This window comes from Granulosicoccus antarcticus IMCC3135 (assembly GCF_002215215.1).
Lineage (GTDB): Bacteria > Pseudomonadota > Gammaproteobacteria > Granulosicoccales > Granulosicoccaceae > Granulosicoccus > Granulosicoccus antarcticus.
The window spans coordinates 7,095,011-7,114,528 of record NZ_CP018632.1 but is presented as its reverse complement, the minus strand read 5'-3'; the positions used below and the strand labels follow the sequence as shown (position 1 = coordinate 7,114,528).

Here is a 19,518-nt window from a genome sequence, read left to right as displayed (position 1 = left end):
AGTGTCTGTCTACGCTTGATCGCGAAAATACAAGCACTGTACAAAACCTCTCTCAGAAAGAACACTGCTAACTATTTAGCCCGTCGCAGATGAAGGGTGCTCCTTACTTGCCAGAAGTGCGCGGATTCGTTCGACCAAGTCTGCTGGTTCAACAGGTTTATGCAGTAATTCAAAGCCACTTTGTGCTGCATTGTTCATACGCGCTGGTGATGTATCTCCCGTGATGATGATTGCCGGAAAATCCATACCCAAGGCAGATCGCACACAATGTATGGCGGCGTCACCCGTTTGATTATCACGAAGTCGGTAGTCCACTAACAGTATATCGGGCGTCAATACCGATGACTTGCACTCTTCAATCAGCAACTCAGCAGATTCGGCTGCAACGACTTCAAAGTGCATGCTCTCCAGTACACTCACCATCCCGCGACAAATGCTTGAATCGTCGTCAATGACAGCGACAAGCGTTCCGGTAGGAGAGTGGATGCGGTTGTCCGAGAGTGCAACAGAATCATTTTCTATCGCTGAATAGGCTGCACCCATGGGTATGTCCAGGTGGAACTGTGTACCGTTTCCAGCTGAAGACTCCAGTGAAATGTCGACATCCAGCAGTTCGCACAGGCGTTTTACAATAGAGAGCCCCAGTCCCAGGCCTTTTGATCGATCTCTCTCGGGATTTCCTAACTGATAATACTCAGAGAATACGTGCGCCTGTTCAGAGGCTGGTATCCCACAGCCATTGTCAGATAGTGTCAAACGTACAATCTGCGCCTTGCTTTCACAAGCGATCTTTATTTCACTGGCACCGCTGTGAGTAAACGAGTTTTCCAGCAAATTTCTCAGTATTCGATTCAGTAGCAGAGCATCGCTATGTACGTTCTCGAGCGTACTACATACGCTGAGGGAAATTTCGCTGTGTCTTGCCCGTGCAGAATATTCCTGATCTACAACGCCAAGCAATCGGTCCAGCTTGAAATCGACTTTGTCAATCTCGACGACGCCCGCGTCCAGGCGGGACAGGTCCAGCAAACTGTTGAATAACTTGTTGAGCTCGGCTGCGCAATGTTTTGCCTCGTTCAGCGCCTTTTGGCCCGTTTCGCTGACTATATGCTTTTCGGTTGCTCCCAGAAAAAGCCCTAATGCATGTAGAGGTTGACGTAAATCGTGGCTGGCTGCTGCAATGAAACTATCCTTGGCCTTGCTTTCAAGCTTTCCGCTGCGAAGCTCTTCAATCAGACTTTTCATTTCACGTTGTGTTTTGAAGGATTTCTCTACCAGCTCTGCAGATCGTTTGTTTGAACGAAGAAGCATGGTTGTCAGCAGTGTGCCGGTGAGCAGTAGAAGCACGACGCTAAACCAGAAGAAATAATACAAGCGGTGAATCTTGCCGCGCCAAAGATCGCTGAGATGACCGGCGTGTATGAAATATTGATGTCCGATAGTGACCAGTTTTTGTGATATCGATCTTGCACCGACAATCAGTTCTGCTACCTGGGTATCCGACAGGTGATAGTCAGCGGCCATCAGATGTTCGTTACGAGTCAGGTAATCGGTGGCGTATTCAATGAATTCTGTTACCTGATCCTGCTGTACTGACTGGATCCGGAAATTGATATCGAAGATCGAGAAGCCTGCCCAGACGACATCAAATCTCTTCCGGTACAGGCTGCGTGACTCTTCTTCTTTTTCGACATCATCCTTGATAGTTCGAAAGTCTTGCAGGGTATCAACGAAGGAGTTCAGATTATGATCGGTCTGCAGAAGGTAATTGTAGGCAATCGGGCCAGACAGAGCCAGGTTCGTTCGCGCCTCATTGAGTCGTGTCATCACCAAAAACAAGACGGCGACGCACATCAGCAAGGCTGTTATCAGGACAAACAGCCAGTATTTTCCTTTCATTGGACAATCAGCGATTCAAAATTCCAGATGCAGGAAGCCTTGTTTCTCTCTGTCAAAAGTTCTGGAAAATCATCAAACGGATACATCACCCATAGCGGCCCCAGGCTACGAGTATCCATGTAGCGACCGTCTCGTTTGTAGGCCACGATGATCGGATATTCTTCGAAATCTACATCGGACACGTCATACCAGTATTCGTCAAATGCAATGACCCGGAATGATGATGATTTGGCACCAACAGAATCCAGTAAAGTACTCATTCTGACGCCGGTAAAAGTCGTCTTTGATTCTGTCCAGGGAGTATCCGTCGTTATTGAAGTAGCCCCCATTGTCTCTAGCATCTCCAGGTCAAACTCGGCACCACGCACGCTGTTGGACCGTTCAATATTCCCGGAGATCGTGAGTATGACCTCACCCTTGGGGGAGGCAAGTTCAGCTGCCAGACTATTGCCAGCGTACAGGCAAATCAGAAAAAGCAGGATCAAGGAGCGCATAGACAGACATTTTCGATGACTAACAGCAGAGTTTATCGTCTTTCGTTAGCCCTATGCCGTTGATTTGACTGGTGGCGGGTGGAAGAAGGACAGCGCTCTGTCATGAGCCAGCAAAGCGACAGGTAGTCAGTTCTGCTGTCGGGAAAGCGGGATCAGCACTGGGTGAACACATTGATCTGCAAAGATCGGCTCAAGTCATGAGGCACAAGCCATATTGGTGATGTGCCGGTAGTGCAGTGGTTCGCTGATAGGTACAATCAGCCGGTGGTCTTTGTTGAGAAGGGGCGTTAGACGTCATTTTCCATCACTTGCCGGAGGCTATCGAGCAGGTAGCGATGGCCGTAAATGGCCTTTTTATCAAAACTCAGACTGTCGCAGCATTCCGGTATAACACTGAGTTGCTCGTAAGTTGTTGACCGTGTTTGGAATAATGTAATGAAAAATCGAACTCTTTTAGGTGAGGCATCAGTACCCGGTGGCGACCGAGTGTTGAAACTGTATCAGGGCAAGGACGACTGTAGCATTGTGATCTCAGGCAAAGGCGAGCTGATGTCCACGCGAAAGCATGCCTCTGAGGATGCTCTGGGAACACTGTCATGCCAGTTACTTGATCAGGTTGAAACAGCCCATGTTCTGATTGGTGGCTTGGGCATGGGCTTCACGCTGGCTGCGGTTTTGGCGGCTACCGGGTCTCAGTCGCGTGTTGTCGTTGCCGAGTTGGTGCCTGAGGTGGTGGAGTGGAATAGGGGCCCATTGGGCAGTTATGCAAACTACCCGCTGTCAGATACCCGGACGACGGTCTATCAGGGAGATGTCATTGATCTGTTGCAAGATCGGAAGCAGCGCTACGATGTCATCGCACTTGATGTTGACAATGGTCCTGAAGCGCTCAGTTCAAGCGGTAATGACTGGCTGTACTCGGCCGCGGGTATCGCCTGTGCGCGTGACAGTCTCAATTCAAATGGTGTGCTTGCTTACTGGTCGGCAACACCTGATCCGATTTTTCTCAAGCGACTGCGAGATTCCGGGTTACGAGTGGCTCAGAAATTTGTTTTCGCGCATGGCCACAAAGGCACTAAACACACCATTTGGCTTGCTCGAGTCCTGACTGCTGGAAGTAAATAAGCTGGCCACTGTTGGTGTTAGCCGGGGCGGTAAGTCCATTTACCGTCATCTATCATGAAACCAGCTAAGCCATCGTAGTTCAGTCCTGTTAATTCTTTCTGGACAATGCCTTTCCCAGAAGCGAGATAGCAGCTCCGAGCAGAACGATGTCTTTGAGCAAGAACTGACCAGGCACGACCGACAGTGCAGGAAAGCCGCCCAGGCTTGCTTCCCAACCCGGGGCGGTCAACAGAAAGCTTGATGTGACGGCAAAGGTTGCGATAGCCGCTAGCGAACCAAGAATGGCTGCTGATTTGTAGCGAATGCCGATCAACAGCGTCAGTGCAATGGCTATTTCAACCGAACCTATCAGGCTGGAGGCGCCCTGCAGGCTGAACACACTGTAGAGCCATGCCGTCAGAGGGCTGGATGCCACAAGACCTTCGATTGCGCCGGCCTCATAAGCGGTGAACTTCATGGCCCCGATCCAGGCCAGTACCGTGACGGTGGAGGCCAGCAGGGCATGGTCACCGAGTCGTGAAATCTGCTGACTCATGGGTTGATCGTTAGTGGCGCTGGCTGAGTTGGCAGCGATGTTTGATTGAACGTTTTGTAGGGTTGCGCTCATGATAGATATCTCGTCTGAAAGTTGTGAATTACGGCGTAAATGTTACTTATGCAGTCTTTGCGGCATGTGAGCTGAGTAGTTCGTCCAGCAGCCCACTATGGTTTGCTGCCATCAAGTCATCACTGCCGCCTATGTGGCGGTTGTTGATAAAGACCTGAGGTACGGTTCTGCGACCGCTGCGCTCGCGCATTTCCTGCTGACGTGCTTGATCGGTGGACACTTCGTACTCTGTGTAGCTCACGCCTTTCTCATCAAGCAGCGCTTTGGCGCGATGACAATATGGGCAATAGCCTTTTGTGTAGATTTCGACGTTGATCATGGTTCGGCCCTTACGAAGATGTGAATGTGATGTGCTTCAGTGGGGTTAATGATATGGATATAATTTGACTCGAACAGTATTCGATAATCCATATTTCATATACCGATCGTCTACTTGACGTGAAGAGTGTCGATGTCACGTCTATCTGTGCGTTGTATTCGTTGGTTGCCGGCCGATGTTCTATGATCGATGTCTTATTCGTTCCAGGGCCTTGCTTTGTGCGTTGGTTCACACATAAAGAGGCATGCAGCTTTTCCCTGCCATATTGAAATATTGCAAAAGCATTCAAGGAACAATGCGGTGTTACTCTTGCGATCGAATTTTGCCAATGACGGCAGAACTATCTACCTGAAAGGAATCAAACCATGAATATTCTCGCTTCTCACAGCAGAGAATCGATGCTGACAAACGTCGGAATCGCACACAAAATCTTGATATGGAAAGCGTTGAATCCGTGTTGGTTTGCCGGCTTCAGTTCAGGGTGATTGACTGATAGTTCGCCCAATCAGTTAGTACATAGGTGTCCGGACTGATATCAATGCTGCGGCACAGAAAGTCAGTCAATGATGCCAATAAATTCTCGCACTCTACCTTGAGCCTGATTGCCCCACAACTCCGGGCATGGCTGCAAAATCTCGCTAGTGCAATGCAGAATCATCAACTTCTCTGCAACTTCAAAGACCAATTGTGTTCACGTTGGAAATACCTACTCGCTTTCACTATGGATAGAAAAGCATGGATTGGCAACAGATAATCAGCTTCGCCCTTATTGCAATCGTCATAGAAGTTTCTCCGGGGCCTAATTTTGCACTAATCACGAAAAGCGTGGCACGTGGAGGCCAGGCCGAAGCACTATCAAATATTTCCGGATTTGCCATAGCATTTTTGATGCATGGCACGTTATCGATTTTCGGAGTAGCGGCACTACTTGCAGCATCGCCAGGATTGTTGATGACAATGCAAATTGCAGGTGCGCTCTACCTGCTCTATCTGGGAGTACAGTCCTTCACTATCAAGAAGTTGCCGTTGAGCGCAGTAGAGCCAGTGGCCAAGAATTACGGACTTGTAGTAAAGAACGATTCTAGTAAAAAGGTCGTAAAACTATCAATGAGCGCTTACTGCAAAGGTTTTACAAATGGATTGCTGACCAATTGCCTGAATCCGAAAATATCGCTCTTCTACTATGCGGTATTTCCTCAAATGACAGCACATTCGCAACATGTTGTGCTGACATCATTTGTACTAATTGTTGTCCATATACTGGCAAATGCCATCTGGTTCTCCGTAGTCGCTATCGCGCTGGATCGTCTGCTTGAGACGGAGGGTAGCGACAAATACACGCAGATGCTCAGTAGGGGCTCTGGTGTTGTCTTGATCAGCTTCTCACTGTTTTTTGCGGCTGGAGTTGCTCGGGCAATCTGACAAGGTGAGCTGAACCGCTCTGAAGTCATCTACAATTCAACAGTGGAAAGTGGAGCGCGCGTCAGTCGGTCCAGTGTTTTCAGTTCGATTGTACGATCAGGAGCGCGTGTACAAAGCTCCGGTCTATCAAATTACAGTGAGATCAAGGCAGGTGCTCGCCTGCAGGATGGTTCTTATGCTGATGGTCAGTCGACTATCGGGGAGCGGGCACGAATCTATGGTGCCTTGATCAGTGAATCTTTCGTTGGCGCTGACTCAGTCATCCTTCCGGGGGCTAATGTTGTCGGTGCTGTGTTGGGCGAAGGGGTCATTCTTTATCGCGGGGCTGAAATTTTCGGCAATGGCAGTTATCGAGGAAGTACAGTTATCGAAGAAGGTGCAAGGATTGGCGAGGGGGCGCAACTTCTAGGACCACTATCGTTACTGCCAAACGTAGTTATTGGAAACAATACGGAAGTTTTCGGATATGAGTTCATTGGTGAAGACTTCACGGTAGGGCGCGATACGAAAATTCGTCCTGGTGGGGATATCCTGGATAATGTGAACATTGGTTCACGCGTTGATCTTGGTGCCGCTCATCACCTGAGTTCCAACACCATTATTGAAGACGATGTGTTCATTAGCTCTGAACTGAGGCTGGGAGAAGACTCCATGATCAGAGCCAATGCCTATTTGGACAGTCAGATCGAGATTGGCAAATGTTCGAAAACCGGCCTGCGAGCCATTATTGGCTATGGTGTTGTCATTGGTGATGATGTGCTGGTGGGGCAGGATGCACAGATAGGAGAGGCTGCGACCATCGGTGATGGAGCTGTGATACGTCCCGGCTCCGTTGTCCCATTTGGTGCTGTTGTAGCCGCTGGAAGTACATACTAAAGATGGGGCGCGGTGAGTCTGGAGTTTCTCGATAGAAATTCCAGCAAGGCGGCATTGAATGCCTGAGGGCGTTCAACCGGAATGGCATGTCGACTGTTTTCGATAACGACCATCAGCGCATTCGGTGCCAGCTCAACGATGCGTTGTTTCCAGGCCAGAGGTGTGTAGTCATCGCTCGCTGCAATCACTAGAATGGCCTGACTGATATGTGACAGCTCAGGTGTGATGTCCCAATCCAGAATAGCGTTGAGTGATGCCCGATAGGAGGCTGGGTCGTTGTCGGCCCAACGGTTTGCAAACAACTGTCTGCGCTCGGCAAATTCATCACCGGGAAGTAGTCTACCGGCGATAACCTGGCCTACGAGTCGCATCCCCAATAGTCTGACCAGTAGTTTGCGTTGCATCACAGCCAACTTGTCGCGTACACGCCGAGGCTTCATGTCTGCAGGTGAATTTACGGCGGTTACCGTCGCGACAATGTCAGGGTGATCCAGAGCGAGCTGGAGTGCGATTTGTGCGCCCATAGACAAGCCGACGACGTGGAGCTTGCTGAGTTCAAGTGCTCTGGCAATATCGTTAGCCATCTGTCGTATCGAATAGGGTCCTGTCGGTTTGTCGCTTTGACCGTGTCCTCGCAGATCGACGACGAGTACGTCGTAAACAGGCAGCAATGCCGGAATTTGCTCGGACCAGTCCAGAGTGCTGGAACCGAGGCCATGAAGTAGCAGGATAGTTGCAGCGGAAGTGTCTGCGGACGAGGAATGTTGTTCGTAGTGAATTGCTATCCCATCAACTGGTTGTAAAGGCATGATCGGTCAGCTTGCCTGTATTGTTGATGTGATCACTACAATACAGCAATCAAATCCCGACTCATTGAAACTCAAGTCTCAGGCCAAATTTTATCCAGTTCTGTGTGACGAAATCATGCTGCAGGTGAGTTTCATAAAAGGCGTAGGCGCTCTTTCCGTTCTTGAAGACAGCACTTCCTCCAAGCCCCAGGTTCGTGTAGGCCGTGTCTCGCTCAGTTCCACGGTAAGACGTTGAGATCTGCGAAGTTACCAGAGTTGCAGTCAAGTCATCCTTCCTATCCTCGTTTTCGGATTCGTATTCGATTCTCAGCACAGGAATCAAGATGGCCTTGCTGGTACTGATGACTCGCGATGCTTCAACACCTATAACCATTGTTGTCGATTCAGCCTTCTGAGAGTCGAGTGAAAATACAGAGCCTGAGCCATCATTATTATTGCTGGCTTCTTCTGTATACCCATCGATTGTGCCGTTGGTCAGAGATAGCCGTAGATAGCCGCCCAAATCCCAATTGCTGATCGAGAAGTATCGTCCCGCCCCGATGGAGAAAGAAAAGGCTGATGAGTCCGTGCTGGATTGGGCTAGTACAGGTGCACTTGGATCATTGCCAATCCCGCGTTCAAGATCATGGCTGTTAGTGCCGAAGTCCAGCACTACATCAATGTACCCAGCAGACTCCTTATACCAAGAGCCAAAAGCGGTCAGATTGAAGCCTTCTGAGTCAGTACCACCATCGACATTGGAAAACGTGGTTTCATTCTGCAGAACTCCAAATCCAATGCCAGCAACTATACTGTCTGTAAGTCGGTAGTCTGCAACGGTCGTAAAACTATTTGAGCTGATATCAGCATCTTGCTCGTAAGTTGATCCGTCAACATCTCCACTGGAAAATTGACCACTGAAGAAAAGTCCAACGCGAGATAGTGGACCAACAGCCGCCGCTCCGCCTCCTGTTGCTCTCTGTTCAGTTGCTGAATCCTTTCCCAGAAAAGCCAGAGTTGATGAAGATCCTGACTGCCAGTACGATTCAGAAGAGTCAGAATCGGCATCAGTCGTCGGGGGGCTTCTTCGCAACGAGTTGATACGGGAAAGAACATTGGTTGTCTGATAGTCCGATACATAGACGATTGAATCATTGACCGAAAAGGCCTCTTCAGGTGCGAATGTATTCAGGATCTCTTGTAGTCGTACAACATCATCTGGATTGTTCTGATCAAGGTCATCAATTAGTTGGCAAGTATTCAGTAAATCCATTGCCGCCTCGCTGGTGTCGTCCGCGACAGCAGTGCAGGCGCCAGCTAGCTGCTGGCTTGCATTCTCCTGGTTGCTGTTAAAGCCGAATACATTGACATCTACGACCAGTTGCTGAGCCTGGGCATGCTGTGGAATAAAGGTGGTTACGCATGAGAGGATCAATGTTGTAGTAATCCCAAGTCGGTACTTTCTGACTTGAGTCATCATTATGAGGTCTTGGTTGTATGGATTGAAAGAACTCTGAGTCAACAATTCAAAAATACCAATATTGTCCTTTTTCATAAGTATTCCTGATAGTGATTCGGTCGTCAGATGAACTGATTCTGGTTCTTCATAATAATGAGTTCAAGTGATTTTGTACTCGTGGTTAAGCTAACAGAAGTCGAAGATATAGCAACTGAATTAAGCCGAAAAATGCCCAATCGTACCCATAAGTATAATATTCAAACCAATTATTATTCTTCAATATGGAGCACTATTTCAGGAAAGCTGATGCTGGGTAATGCGCATGAAGAATAGTTTGGTATGTCTTGCTTGCCTGTCGCTTCCCAATCTGTATTCATAGCTGGTCTCCGTTTCCAGGTTGTGCCAGGAATTATTTTCGCTCTGCACTGAGTTAGTGCTTTACTCTTACTTCGGAGGCTGCAAAATGAAATGGACTATTCAATATCGATTGCTACGGGTCATCGCGATTTTCGCTTTTCTAACTTCCTGTGATTCTGGAAACGGTCCATCCACAGCCTCGTTCGAATCATCCCAGGTAAAGCTGACGCCGCCTGCAACACTAACGCGAGCCGTTGACCCTGAAGTGTTGTTTGCAGAAGTCACTTTGTCCTATTTCTTCAATTCGGCGCCGGTCACCATACCTCCAACGATCGCTTCCCGTACCGGCAATTCGGACGCGTGGACGGTGGCACTGGATGTTCCTGCGAACACGGATTTCGCTATCGTGGTCACCTGGTATGACACGATGGATGCTAACCAGCGTCTTGATCTGACAACGGTGAGAAAGGCCGTAGCGGCCAGCGCTGCTAACAGCCAGCTTACGCTGGAGTTCGATTTTCTGACTTTCGATTCATCTGAATTCAATGAGGATGGCGACAGTTTTACCAATCTTGACGAGCGTAACAACGGCACCGATCCCTTCGTATTTACTGGGGACACTCAAGAGCCTTTAGTCGATGACCTGACATTGGTCCGCTACGAAGAGGATGGTGAGTACCCGCTCCTTGTCTCTCTGGCGGAGTTGGGAGGATTGCCTATCGTTGAGACTAGCTGGGAGTTGCGGCCACACACTGATGAAAATAGTAGCGAGTGCAGCTTGCTGGCAGGATTCAATATTGACGGCGCAAAGACTTCCCTGGATGAGGCTTGCACGACATCCGAAGACTGCAGCGTGACGATTGATGAAGTAATCCAGGACACTCAAGTCGATAGCGATATCGAATTTTTGGTGGCTGTCCCGCCACTCAAGGCAGCTGTAAGTTTGTCCTATCAGCTGGTAGCGACCAACAACGCTCAAGAGACAGCAGCCAGACTATTCAATTTATGCCTGATTGCAATCAATGAAGCTCCGGTGGCTGTCGACGACAGTTTTACGGCCATTGCGGGTATCCCGCTGACGATAACGGCTGGGGGAGGTGTGGATCTGTTGAGCAACGATACCGACGATGTGGATGAAAGCAATCAAACTTTATCGATAAGCACCTCGCCAGAAAGAGCTCCGGCGCGGGCTGCAAGTTTCGATCTAAGATCCGATGGCGGTTTCACCTATCTATATAATGCCGGCCCCGAGGGTGTTGGAAGCGACGGTGTCAGTGATAGTTTTGTGTATTCGGTTACTGATGGCAGTTTTGTCAGTAATGCTACTGTGACACTAAATATAGTCAGTGATGATCAACCTCCTGTTCTGATTTCTTCAATCCCCGCTCAGTCTGTTGTTGTCGGTATGGGCCTGGCATTTGATCTCTCCCGGTTTTTTGAAGATCCGGAAGGTAGTGAGCTATCATTCAACACTGCTGCAGGTACTCTGCCCCCATCAGGCGGTGTCATAGTGACCGAGTTGGGTATTCTCTCAGGTGCAGCCCGGCCCGGTGACGAAGGAACTTACAGTGTAGAGGTGGAAGCGCGAGATCTGGAATCATTAGTCACAGGGATACTGGACCTGGAAGTTCGAGAGAATCAAAGGCCCATTGCTGGCTCAATTGAGGATGTTGGACCTGTAGAGAGCGGAGTGCTGATCTCTGTCAATGTCTCAGAGAGTTTTTCCGATCCTGAGGGGGCTGCATTGCGCTTCACTCTGACGAGTAGTCCAGAATCGGCGCTGCAGATCAATCCGGTTACGGGCTTGATTACGGGGCGATTGGCCAATGCTGGTGTTTACTCATTAACTGTTTCGGCAACTGATGGAATCACAGAGTCGGTTTCCAGTTCATTTACCGTCACGCAAAACGCACCTGTAGTGGCCATTCTGGGTGCCATCAGTCCGAATTCATTAAGTCTGAATGCCGATGTAAATCAAAGTGATTCTTCCTCCGTGAGCTTTAGTAATGTTGGCAATGCTTTGTTGAACTACAGCGTCACCAGTGATCAGTCCTGGATTGCGGCGACACCTTCCAGTGGTTCTGTTGCAGTGAATGGGAACGAAAGCGTACAGATCACCGCTCAGTGCGGAGAGATTGAAGACACGCGAACGGGCACACTGAGCATTGGTGGTGATGGCGGCACACGGACGGTGTCTGTGTCCATTGTCTGTAGTCAGGAAGCAGTGCCGATACTGAGTGAGATTGATCCGAGCTCATTGAGCCTGAGTGCCGATGTGAACCAGAGTGATGCTTCCTCCGTCAGTTTCAGTAACGACGGTAATGCGGTGTTGAACTACAGCGTCACTAGCAACCAACCCTGGATAACGACAGAACCTGCCAGTGGTTCGGTTGCGGTGAATGGGAACGAAAGCGTGCAGATCACCGCTCAGTGCGGAGAGATTGAAGACACGCGAACGGGCACACTGACCATAGGAGGGAATGGCGGCACGCAGACGGTGGCTGTATCCATAGTCTGTAGCCAAGAACCAGTGGCAATATTGAGTGAGATTGATCCGGCTTCATTGGTTCTGAGTGCTGATGTGAATCAGAGTGATGTCTCCTCCGTCAGCTTCAGTAACGACGGTAATGCGGTGTTGAACTACAGCGTCACCAGTGACCAGGCCTGGTTAACGGCAGAACCTGCCAGTGGTTCGGTTGCGGTGAATGGGAATGAAAGCCTTGAAGTCGCTGCGCAGTGCAGTGAGGGTGAAGACACACGAAAGGGCACACTGACTATTGGTGGAAATGGCGGTACACGGACAGTGTCTGTATCGATTGTCTGTAGTCCAGAGCCGGAGGCGATACTGAGAGGGGTTGATCCGGAGGCGTTGAATCTGAGCGCTTTTGTAAATGTAAGTCCGACGAGTGCGACGAGTTCATTCAGCTTCAGTAACGGTGGCAATGCCGTGTTGAGCTATAGCGTCACCAGTGACCAGTCATGGTTATCGGTCAAGCCTGTCAGTGGCAATGTTGCCGTGGATGGATTTCAGAATATTGAGGTGACCGGACAGTGCGGGCAGGATGAAGAGACACGGACGGGTGCGTTGTTCGTTGATAGTAATGGCGGCACACAAACAGTGCCTGTGTCTATTGCCTGTACTCAAGGGCCAGAGGCCATCCTGAGTGAGATCGATCCATACCCAGAGAGTGAGATTGATTCTGGCCCATTGGAACTGAGTGCCTATCATGGAAATCAGGGGGATTTTGTAGGCGAAAGCGAAGCTATTGATTCCGCTTCTATCAGCTTCCGTAACGACGGTAATGCCGTGTTGAACTTTAGTGTGAGCAGTAGCAGTTTCTGGTTGACGGCCACACCTGTCAGTGGTGATGTTGCCGCCGATGGAAGTCAAAGTGTTGAGGTAACCGCGCAGTGTGGAGATATTCAAGAAGAACTAGTAGGCACGCTGAGCATTGATAGCAATGGCGGCATGCGGACATTGTCTGTGTCCCTTTATTGTTATTCCGTAATATTTTGAGGCTTTTTCAATATTTACAGAGCCAGTCTTGAGCTGAATCCGGTTTTGGACATTCAACGGGACTGGGGAATTGGAAGCATTCCTCAGCCCGGCTCCTGTCCAGTCTGTTTGTTATCAGCTCTTTCTGGACAATGCCTTGCCCAGCAACGAGATAGCTGCACCGAGCAGAACAATGTCTTTGAGCAAGAATTGACCAGGCACGACCGACAGTGCAGGAAAGCCGCCCAGGCTTGCTTCCCAACCGGGAGCTGTCAACAGAAAGCTTGATGTGACGGCAAACGTTGCAATAGCTGCTAACGAACCAAGAATGGCTGCTGGTCTGTAGCGAATACCGATCAATAGCGTCAGTGCAATGACAATTTCAACCGAACCTATCAGATTGGAGGCGCCCTGCAGGCTGAAGACACTGTAGAGCCATGCCGTCAGAGGGCTGGATGCCACAAGACCTTCGATTGCACCAGCCTCATAAGCGGTGAACTTCATGGCGCCAATCCAGGCCAATACCGTGACCGTGGAGGCTAGTAGGGCATGATCTCCGAGTCGTGAAATCTGCTGACTCATGGATTGATCGTTAGTGGCGCTGGCTGAGTTGGCAGGGATGTTTGATTGAACGTTTTGTAGGGTTGCGCTCATGATAAATGTCTCGTTTATAAGGTTAGGGTGAACAGGAATGAGGTGATGTTCAGGAAGTCGATATTTGGTCAGACCGTCGTTGCGAGGTGCAACAGGAGCGTGATGTGTGTGCTTCAATGGGGGTAATGATATGGATGTAGCCTGGTTACAACAGTATTCGATAATCCACATTTGATACACTGATCGTCTATTATTTCCTTGGTCTTACAGACTTCATGACTACAGACGTATTGAGTGATGTGCTGCGTACCTTGCGCGCTACGGGAACCGTGTATTTTTGCGATCAACTTGATCCGCCCTGGGAGAAACGATATTCAGGCGATGATGGAGCCAGCTTTCATCAGATTCGGCGCGGTAGCTGTCGACTCGAATCTGATGGCCTGGTGGAGCACCTGGGCCCCGGTGATCTGGTGTTCATGGCGCCGGGACGAGCGCATCTGCTCAGAAGTGAGTCGACAACCTCTGATGCCTCCGGGCACGCTGGAGATACATTGCTGTTATGTGGTTACTGCACGTTCGACAATATGTTGGGAACGCCCTTGTCCGAGTTGTTTCCAGAAGTCATTGTCATCCGCGACCAGCACTTGCAGTCACTGGGTTGGCTGAAAGCGATTCTTGATCAGCTAAGTCGTGAGTATCTTTCCATGCGGCCCGGTACCGAGATTGTGGTCAACCGGATGACTGAAGTGTTGATTGTTGAACTGATACGAATGAATTTCGGCCAGCAAGGTGATGCACCTTTGATAAAGGCACTCGCTGACAAGTACATCAGCAAGGCATTGCAACGCTTGCATCAACATCCTGAAAAGTCATGGTCGCTTGAGTTGCTGGCTGCAGATGTCGGCTTGTCTCGCGCCGCATTTGCGAAACGCTTCAAGACTCTGGTGGGGCAGCCCATGTTTGACTACCTGACACAGCTGCGAATGCAGCAAGCGGGTCAGCTGCTGGCTGAGACAGATTTGCCATTGTATGAAGTGGCTAATCGGGTTGGCTATGAATCAGATCTTGCGTTTACCCGGACCTTCAAGAAGCGGCTTGGGGTGACGCCCACGTTGTACAGGAAGCAGATTTCCAAGTGATGGATTAATCCACCGCTGCTTCTGACACTAGCCCCGCAAGCACCAGTCTCGGTCGAACGCTATCGTTTTGCGTGGTTTGCGGGTGCCCGCAAATAATCGAGTGATTTTGAGTGGGAAAATGTCTTCCATGTTTTTGTGTTGTTTGGTATAACGAAAATAGCTTGACGATCTGTGAGGTTGACTGATTCAGTGTGATTTCTGCTGACAATAAAACTTCATAATAGTCGGATAAGTAGCCTAATCATAGTGAATCAATGTGATTGATAGTTCTAGCAGTGAAACAACTGCTTTTAGTTTTATGCATTGTTTGGTATAACTAAACTTCAGAATGCAGTCACCTGGACAATTGCTCAGCGGAATGCATGTCAATAACCACGCAGTCATCAACTGCCGGGCAAAGCCTGCATACAGCGAACTTGAGCTGCGGGTGCGTTCGCGCAGAAAATACAACAACCAAGGAATCTATCGCCATGAAAGTCTTACTATCCTTGTTCTTTGCCTTCGCAATGACCGTAGTTTCCGGGGCTATGGCCCAGGACAAAATCACATTGGGGCTCTCTGTCGACCAGTTGTTTGAAAGTCGTGTCGGTGTCAACAATGCCATCAAGGCCGAAGCACAACAGCGTGGCTATGAGCTTGTCGAGCTGGTTGCCGATGGTGATGCCCAGACACAGAATCAGCAGATTCAGTCGCTGATAACGCAAGGTGTCGATGCCATTCTGGTCTGCGCAGTCGATCAGAACACGATCGAACGTGCGCTTATCGCCGCAGAACGTGCTGGTATTCCGGTCGTCGCCTATGATCGCGATTTACCAAACAGCCGGGTGGTGGCAGCATTTGTAGGGCCCGACTCTCTATCTGATGGTCGCCTGGCGGGTGCTTACACTGCTGAACAGCTAAAAGATGTAGCTGGTGAGAAAGTCATTGTCGAGCTGATTGGCGCCTTGAATGACCAGAACGGCATCGATCGAAGCAAGGGGTTTCGTGAGGAGCTTGCGGATCTGGAGAATGTAAAGCTGGTGGAAGTGCCAACCGATTGGGATTCTGCACGTGCTCTCTCAGGTGCTCAGAATGCTTTTCAGGCCAATCCAGAGGTGCATGCGGTCTATGCCGCTACAGACACGCATATCCCTTCAGTGGAAACCGTACTGACTGATCTGGGCAAGCTTGCGAAGGTTGGCGAAGAAGGCCATGTGGTCATAACCGGCGTCAACGGTTCCAATGACGGATATCAAGCTGTTCTCAATGGTACGGCTGACGGCATTGTTGTCATGGATCTGAGTGCAACCGGTCAAACCGCTGTTGATCTGGCAACACGCCTGATGAATGGCGAGAGCGTGGATCGAGTGAATGTCATCAGCGGAAATTTTTATACCACTGACGACATCGAGGCGAACAAAGCCACGATCTGGGGCGCCAAATAGTCTTTGCTCATCAAGTGTGTAACAGGCTGGGTAGCGCTGGGCGCTTCCCGGTCTGTTGCAGCGGAAGCTAATTGAAATGATAAAGACACTGTCAGATTCTGTTCGTTCCTACCCCGTGGCTCCAGTGCTGATCGCACTGTTTGTTGCTTTTTCCCTGTTTTCTCCCTATTTCATGACGTCGGGGAATATCGAAGCCCTGCTGACTGCAAACTCGGTCGTGCTGATTGCGTCAATTGGAATGACCCTGGTTTTCCTGATGGGGGGTATCGATTTGTCGATCTCTACCGTGATCAGTGTCAGTGCGGTCACCTCTGGTCTAGTGATGGCTGCAACCGGCAGCGTCACGCTGGGAGCACTTGCAGCGTTGGCAGTGGGGTTGGTTTTTGGTCTGGTCAATGGTCTTCTCATCGGTGTATTGGGACTGACGCCTTTCATCACGACCATGGCGACTCAGTTGATTGCCAGAGGTATTGCTTTCGTTCTGTCCAAAGGTATCGCTGTGCAGGGAACACCTTATTCGATGATCGATTTTGGTTTTCTGACCATCGCCGGCATTCCTGCGGTCACCTGGGTTGGTCTGGTGGTCGTGGGAGTTTGCATAGTGGCGATGACCCAGACTGACTGGGGGCGACGAGTGATGCTGATTGGTAGTAATCGTAACGCGGCTCGCTACTCGGGTATTAATGTCCGGTTTACCGAGGTCAGTGTTTATGCGGTGTCAGGTTTGCTGGGTGGTATCGCTGGTTTCATCAGTATTGCCACCTTGGGCAATGCCATACCGGGAGTTGGCGATACATTGTTGCTGATTGTCATCGGAGCTGTGGTGCTGGGAGGTACGACCATGGAAGGTGGCGATGGTTCGATTGCCCGCACGGTGCTTGGAGTTGCATTATTGGCAGTGCTGATCAGTGGCCTGAATCTGATGGGGATTCCATTTTATGACCAGCTGATCATTCAGGGGCTATTGATATTCTTTGGTACCTGGCTTTCCATGAAACTCAGTGCCCGGAGGTCCTAGTTGAACAAGGATAATGCAACGCCACTGCTATCGTTTCGAGGGCTGAAGAAATCGTTTTCCGGAAAAACCGTAGTTGATGGAGTCTCATTTGATCTGTTTCCCGGTCAGGTTGTGGGGCTGGTTGGAGAAAATGGAGCAGGTAAATCCACGACCAAGAACATGCTGTGTGGCTTACTGGAGCCAACAGACGGTCAGATTTTCGTGGACGGTCAGCTTGTCGAACGCAACGAGGGGCACGCCCATGGTATTTCTGCCGTCCACCAGGAGCTGAGCCTGTTTGGTTCTCTGACGGTGGCAGAGAACATGTGCATCAGCGCCTTGCCAGGATCAGCAATGCGAATTGACTGGCGGGAAATGGAAAAGATTGCGCGCGAGCAACTGGATTTTCTGGGAATCGAAATAGACCCTCAGGCAAGCGTAGATTCGTTGGGCGCGGGCAAACAGCAGATCGTTGAGATAGGCAAAGCATTGCTGCACGCCGACCGGGTTCTGATTCTGGACGAGCCAACCACCTCACTGACGGCGGTGGAGCGCGAAAAGCTGTTCGTGATTCTGGACAAGCTGCGTAGTCGTGGTATTGCCATCATATTCATTTCGCATTTTCTGGAGGAAATATACCGAGTCTGCGATAGCTATATTGTACTGCGCGATGGTGAGCAGGTGGCCAGCGGTCAACTGGCTGAGGTGTCGCAACGCCAACTGGAAGAGCTGATGGTGGGGCGCTCGTTCGAAGCCATCCATGAAGACATCGAACCCTTCTCCGGGGCGTCTGAAGCACTGCGTGTGGAAAATCTATCCTCGGTGGATTTCAGGGAAATATCGTTTGCCGTGCAGCAGGGCGAGATACTGGGCATTGCGGGCCTGATGGGCGCTGGTCGTACTGAAGTGGCTGAAGCTATCTTCGGATTGCGCTCTGCCAGTGGCAAGGTCTTTGTACACGGTAAGCCGGTGCCCGACAGGTCGGTGGCGAGCATGAAACAACTGCATGCCTGTTACCTGCCTGAAGATCGACGCACCAATGGATTGTTTCTGAATCGTCCCGTGAGGGAAAATTTGTCAGCGGCTGCCATTCATAAGTTCATCAAACGAGGACTGTTGAGGCTAGGTTTTTCTGGTGAGCGAAAATCGGCTCAGACGATGGTGGCGCAAATGGGCATAGCCATTCCCCATATCAATGTCAGAACGGATGCGCTTAGTGGTGGTAATCAACAGAAAGTCTTGCTGAGTCGCTGGATGGCAACGGAGCCTGAAGTCCTGGTGCTCGATGAGCCGACCAAGGGTGTTGATATCGGTGCCAAATTTGATATTCACAACCGAGTAAAGGATCTTGCTCGAAAAGGGGCTGCCGTTGTTGTCGTGTCTTCTGATCTGCCGGAACTGTTGCATCTGTCGCACCGGATACTGGTGATGCGCAGGGGACGTATTGTGGGTCAGTTCAGCCGTGAAGAATTTGATTCAGTGAAAATAATCTCCCTGGCGGCCAGCGCGGGTGACAAGGCAGCATGAAGCAATGAACAATACTATCCGTACCTTGTTTACCCGGCAAAAATGGCTTCCGATTGCCATTGCTAATATTCTGTTCGCTGCATTGCTGGCGCTGGTGTCACCAGTCTTTCTCAGCCTGTCGAACTTCCAATCCATGCTTGTCCAGTCAGGAGTGACTGCGATCATGGCCATCGGCATGACATTCATCATTATCACGGCAGGCATCGACATCTCGATGGGAGCCATCTTGTTTTTTACATCGGCGCTGTTTGCACAGCTCATGTTGGAGACACAGAGCTATCTGCTGGCATTCTCCGCAGCCATCGCTTGTGCAACTCTGCTAGGAGGCATTAACGGACTGTTGGTCATCCGCTTCCGAATATCGCCATTGATAACAACACTTGCAACCTATTCGATCTATCGCGGTATGGCCATTCACATGACCGGTGCGCAAAATATTCCGGTTCCGCGAGAAATGGGCTTTCTGGGTAATGGCCGACTATACGGTGTGCCCGTGCCCATCATCCTGCTGTTCATCATCTTCGTGGCTGGTGTGTATCTTCTGAACCACACACGCCTGGGTGTCTATACCCGTGCCATGGGTAGTTCAGCACGTTCGGCGCGTGAGTCCAATCTGCCGAGTAGCTCTGTGACAATTCTTGTGTATGCCATCGGTGGTTTCGTCACCGGCGTAGCAGCCTTGATACTTCTTGCCAGGGTCGGAGGGTTGCAGTCCGGAATTGGTATTGGTATCGAGTTTACTGTTATCGCCGCCGTGATTCTAGGTGGCACTAAGCTTACCGGGGGCAGTGGTACGGTTGTGGGTAGTGTTTTCGGTGCATTCTTTCTGGTGCTGATCGACAATGGCCTGAATCTACTCAACGCCTCGCCCTATATCTACGACATTGTGCGAGGCACGGTTCTACTGGCGGCCGTCGTGGTTGATCGTGTCTCCGCCAGACGACAGAGTCAGCTGCTGCAGTCGATGCATGCAGCCAGGCTGGAAGGCTAAGGGA

The 19,518-nt window shown here is 50.2% G+C and carries 16 protein-coding genes; 9 read left to right on the top strand and 7 right to left on the bottom strand.

The window, feature by feature from the left end:
• Positions 1-75: 75 nt before the first annotated feature.
• Together IMCC3135_RS30900 and IMCC3135_RS30895 are read right to left on the bottom strand one after the other, a co-directional pair.
• The gene (locus IMCC3135_RS30900; protein WP_088921097.1) at positions 76-1,899 is read right to left on the bottom strand and encodes a hybrid sensor histidine kinase/response regulator; all 1,824 of its coding nucleotides are present in this window, start codon (positions 1,897-1,899) and stop codon (positions 76-78) included.
• A complete protein-coding gene (locus IMCC3135_RS30895) occupies positions 1,896-2,393 on the bottom strand; it encodes a putative pterin-binding protein (RefSeq protein ID WP_088921096.1) in 498 nt (165 codons plus the stop codon). Before IMCC3135_RS30895 ends, IMCC3135_RS30900 begins: the two co-directional genes overlap by 4 nt.
• A gap of 435 nt (positions 2,394-2,828) precedes the next feature.
• Between IMCC3135_RS30895 and IMCC3135_RS30890 the strand changes: the two genes are divergently transcribed.
• Positions 2,829-3,518, top strand: coding sequence for a spermidine synthase (locus tag IMCC3135_RS30890; protein ID WP_088921095.1), 690 nt, complete (start codon positions 2,829-2,831; stop codon positions 3,516-3,518).
• 88 nt (positions 3,519-3,606) lie between these two features.
• On the opposite strand, the gene IMCC3135_RS30885 is transcribed toward IMCC3135_RS30890, so the two are convergent.
• Positions 3,607-4,125: a YkgB family protein gene (locus IMCC3135_RS30885; RefSeq protein WP_205737791.1), complete on the bottom strand. Its 519-nt coding sequence runs from the start codon at positions 4,123-4,125 to the stop codon at positions 3,607-3,609.
• 46 nt (positions 4,126-4,171) lie between these two features.
• Entirely contained in the window at positions 4,172-4,444 is a 273-nt protein-coding gene (gene grxC, locus IMCC3135_RS30880) for a glutaredoxin 3 (RefSeq protein WP_088921094.1), read from the bottom strand.
• A 735-nt stretch (positions 4,445-5,179) separates the two neighbouring features.
• Here grxC and IMCC3135_RS30875 point away from each other — a divergent pair.
• Both IMCC3135_RS30875 and IMCC3135_RS30870 read left to right on the top strand, forming a co-directional pair.
• Positions 5,180-5,866 (top strand): LysE family translocator, encoded by a 687-nt coding sequence (locus IMCC3135_RS30875; protein ID WP_088921093.1) that lies wholly within the window; start codon positions 5,180-5,182, stop codon positions 5,864-5,866.
• A gap of 42 nt (positions 5,867-5,908) precedes the next feature.
• Positions 5,909-6,742 carry a hypothetical protein gene (locus IMCC3135_RS30870; protein ID WP_088921092.1) on the top strand — a complete coding sequence of 278 codons (834 nt, stop codon included), beginning with the start codon at positions 5,909-5,911 and terminating at the stop codon, positions 6,740-6,742.
• Here the strand turns inward: IMCC3135_RS30870 and IMCC3135_RS30865 are convergent.
• The gene (locus IMCC3135_RS30865; protein WP_088921091.1) at positions 6,739-7,551 is read right to left on the bottom strand and encodes an alpha/beta fold hydrolase; all 813 of its coding nucleotides are present in this window, start codon (positions 7,549-7,551) and stop codon (positions 6,739-6,741) included. The two genes, IMCC3135_RS30870 and IMCC3135_RS30865, sit on opposite strands and share 4 nt — an antisense overlap.
• Positions 7,552-7,612: 61 nt before the next feature.
• Positions 7,613-9,010, bottom strand: a complete 1,398-nt coding sequence (locus IMCC3135_RS30860; protein WP_157736443.1) for an autotransporter outer membrane beta-barrel domain-containing protein — start codon at positions 9,008-9,010, stop codon at positions 7,613-7,615.
• Between the two features lie 442 nt (positions 9,011-9,452).
• Between IMCC3135_RS30860 and IMCC3135_RS30855 the strand changes: the two genes are divergently transcribed.
• Positions 9,453-12,863, top strand: a complete 3,411-nt coding sequence (locus IMCC3135_RS30855; protein WP_088921089.1) for a BACON domain-containing protein — start codon at positions 9,453-9,455, stop codon at positions 12,861-12,863.
• 114 nt (positions 12,864-12,977) lie between these two features.
• Here IMCC3135_RS30855 and IMCC3135_RS30850 read toward each other — a convergent pair whose 3' ends face one another.
• Positions 12,978-13,496, bottom strand: coding sequence for a YkgB family protein (locus IMCC3135_RS30850; RefSeq protein ID WP_205737790.1), 519 nt, complete (start codon positions 13,494-13,496; stop codon positions 12,978-12,980).
• Between the two features lie 215 nt (positions 13,497-13,711).
• On the opposite strand from IMCC3135_RS30850, the gene IMCC3135_RS30845 reads away from it, so the two are divergent.
• The 5 genes from IMCC3135_RS30845 to IMCC3135_RS30825 all read left to right on the top strand — a co-directional run bounded on the left by IMCC3135_RS30845 (position 13,712) and on the right by IMCC3135_RS30825 (position 19,514).
• Positions 13,712-14,575 (top strand): AraC family transcriptional regulator, encoded by an 864-nt coding sequence (locus tag IMCC3135_RS30845; protein ID WP_088921088.1) that lies wholly within the window; start codon positions 13,712-13,714, stop codon positions 14,573-14,575.
• A 470-nt stretch (positions 14,576-15,045) separates the two neighbouring features.
• Entirely contained in the window at positions 15,046-15,999 is a 954-nt protein-coding gene (locus IMCC3135_RS30840) for a sugar ABC transporter substrate-binding protein (RefSeq protein WP_157736432.1), read from the top strand.
• Positions 16,000-16,075: 76 nt separating this feature from the next.
• Positions 16,076-17,017: an ABC transporter permease gene (locus tag IMCC3135_RS30835; RefSeq protein ID WP_088921086.1), complete on the top strand. Its 942-nt coding sequence runs from the start codon at positions 16,076-16,078 to the stop codon at positions 17,015-17,017.
• Positions 17,018-18,523, top strand: coding sequence for a sugar ABC transporter ATP-binding protein (locus IMCC3135_RS30830; RefSeq protein WP_088921085.1), 1,506 nt, complete (start codon positions 17,018-17,020; stop codon positions 18,521-18,523).
• A 4-nt stretch (positions 18,524-18,527) separates the two neighbouring features.
• The gene (locus tag IMCC3135_RS30825; protein WP_088921084.1) at positions 18,528-19,514 is read left to right on the top strand and encodes an ABC transporter permease; all 987 of its coding nucleotides are present in this window, start codon (positions 18,528-18,530) and stop codon (positions 19,512-19,514) included.
• Positions 19,515-19,518 lie beyond the last annotated feature (4 nt).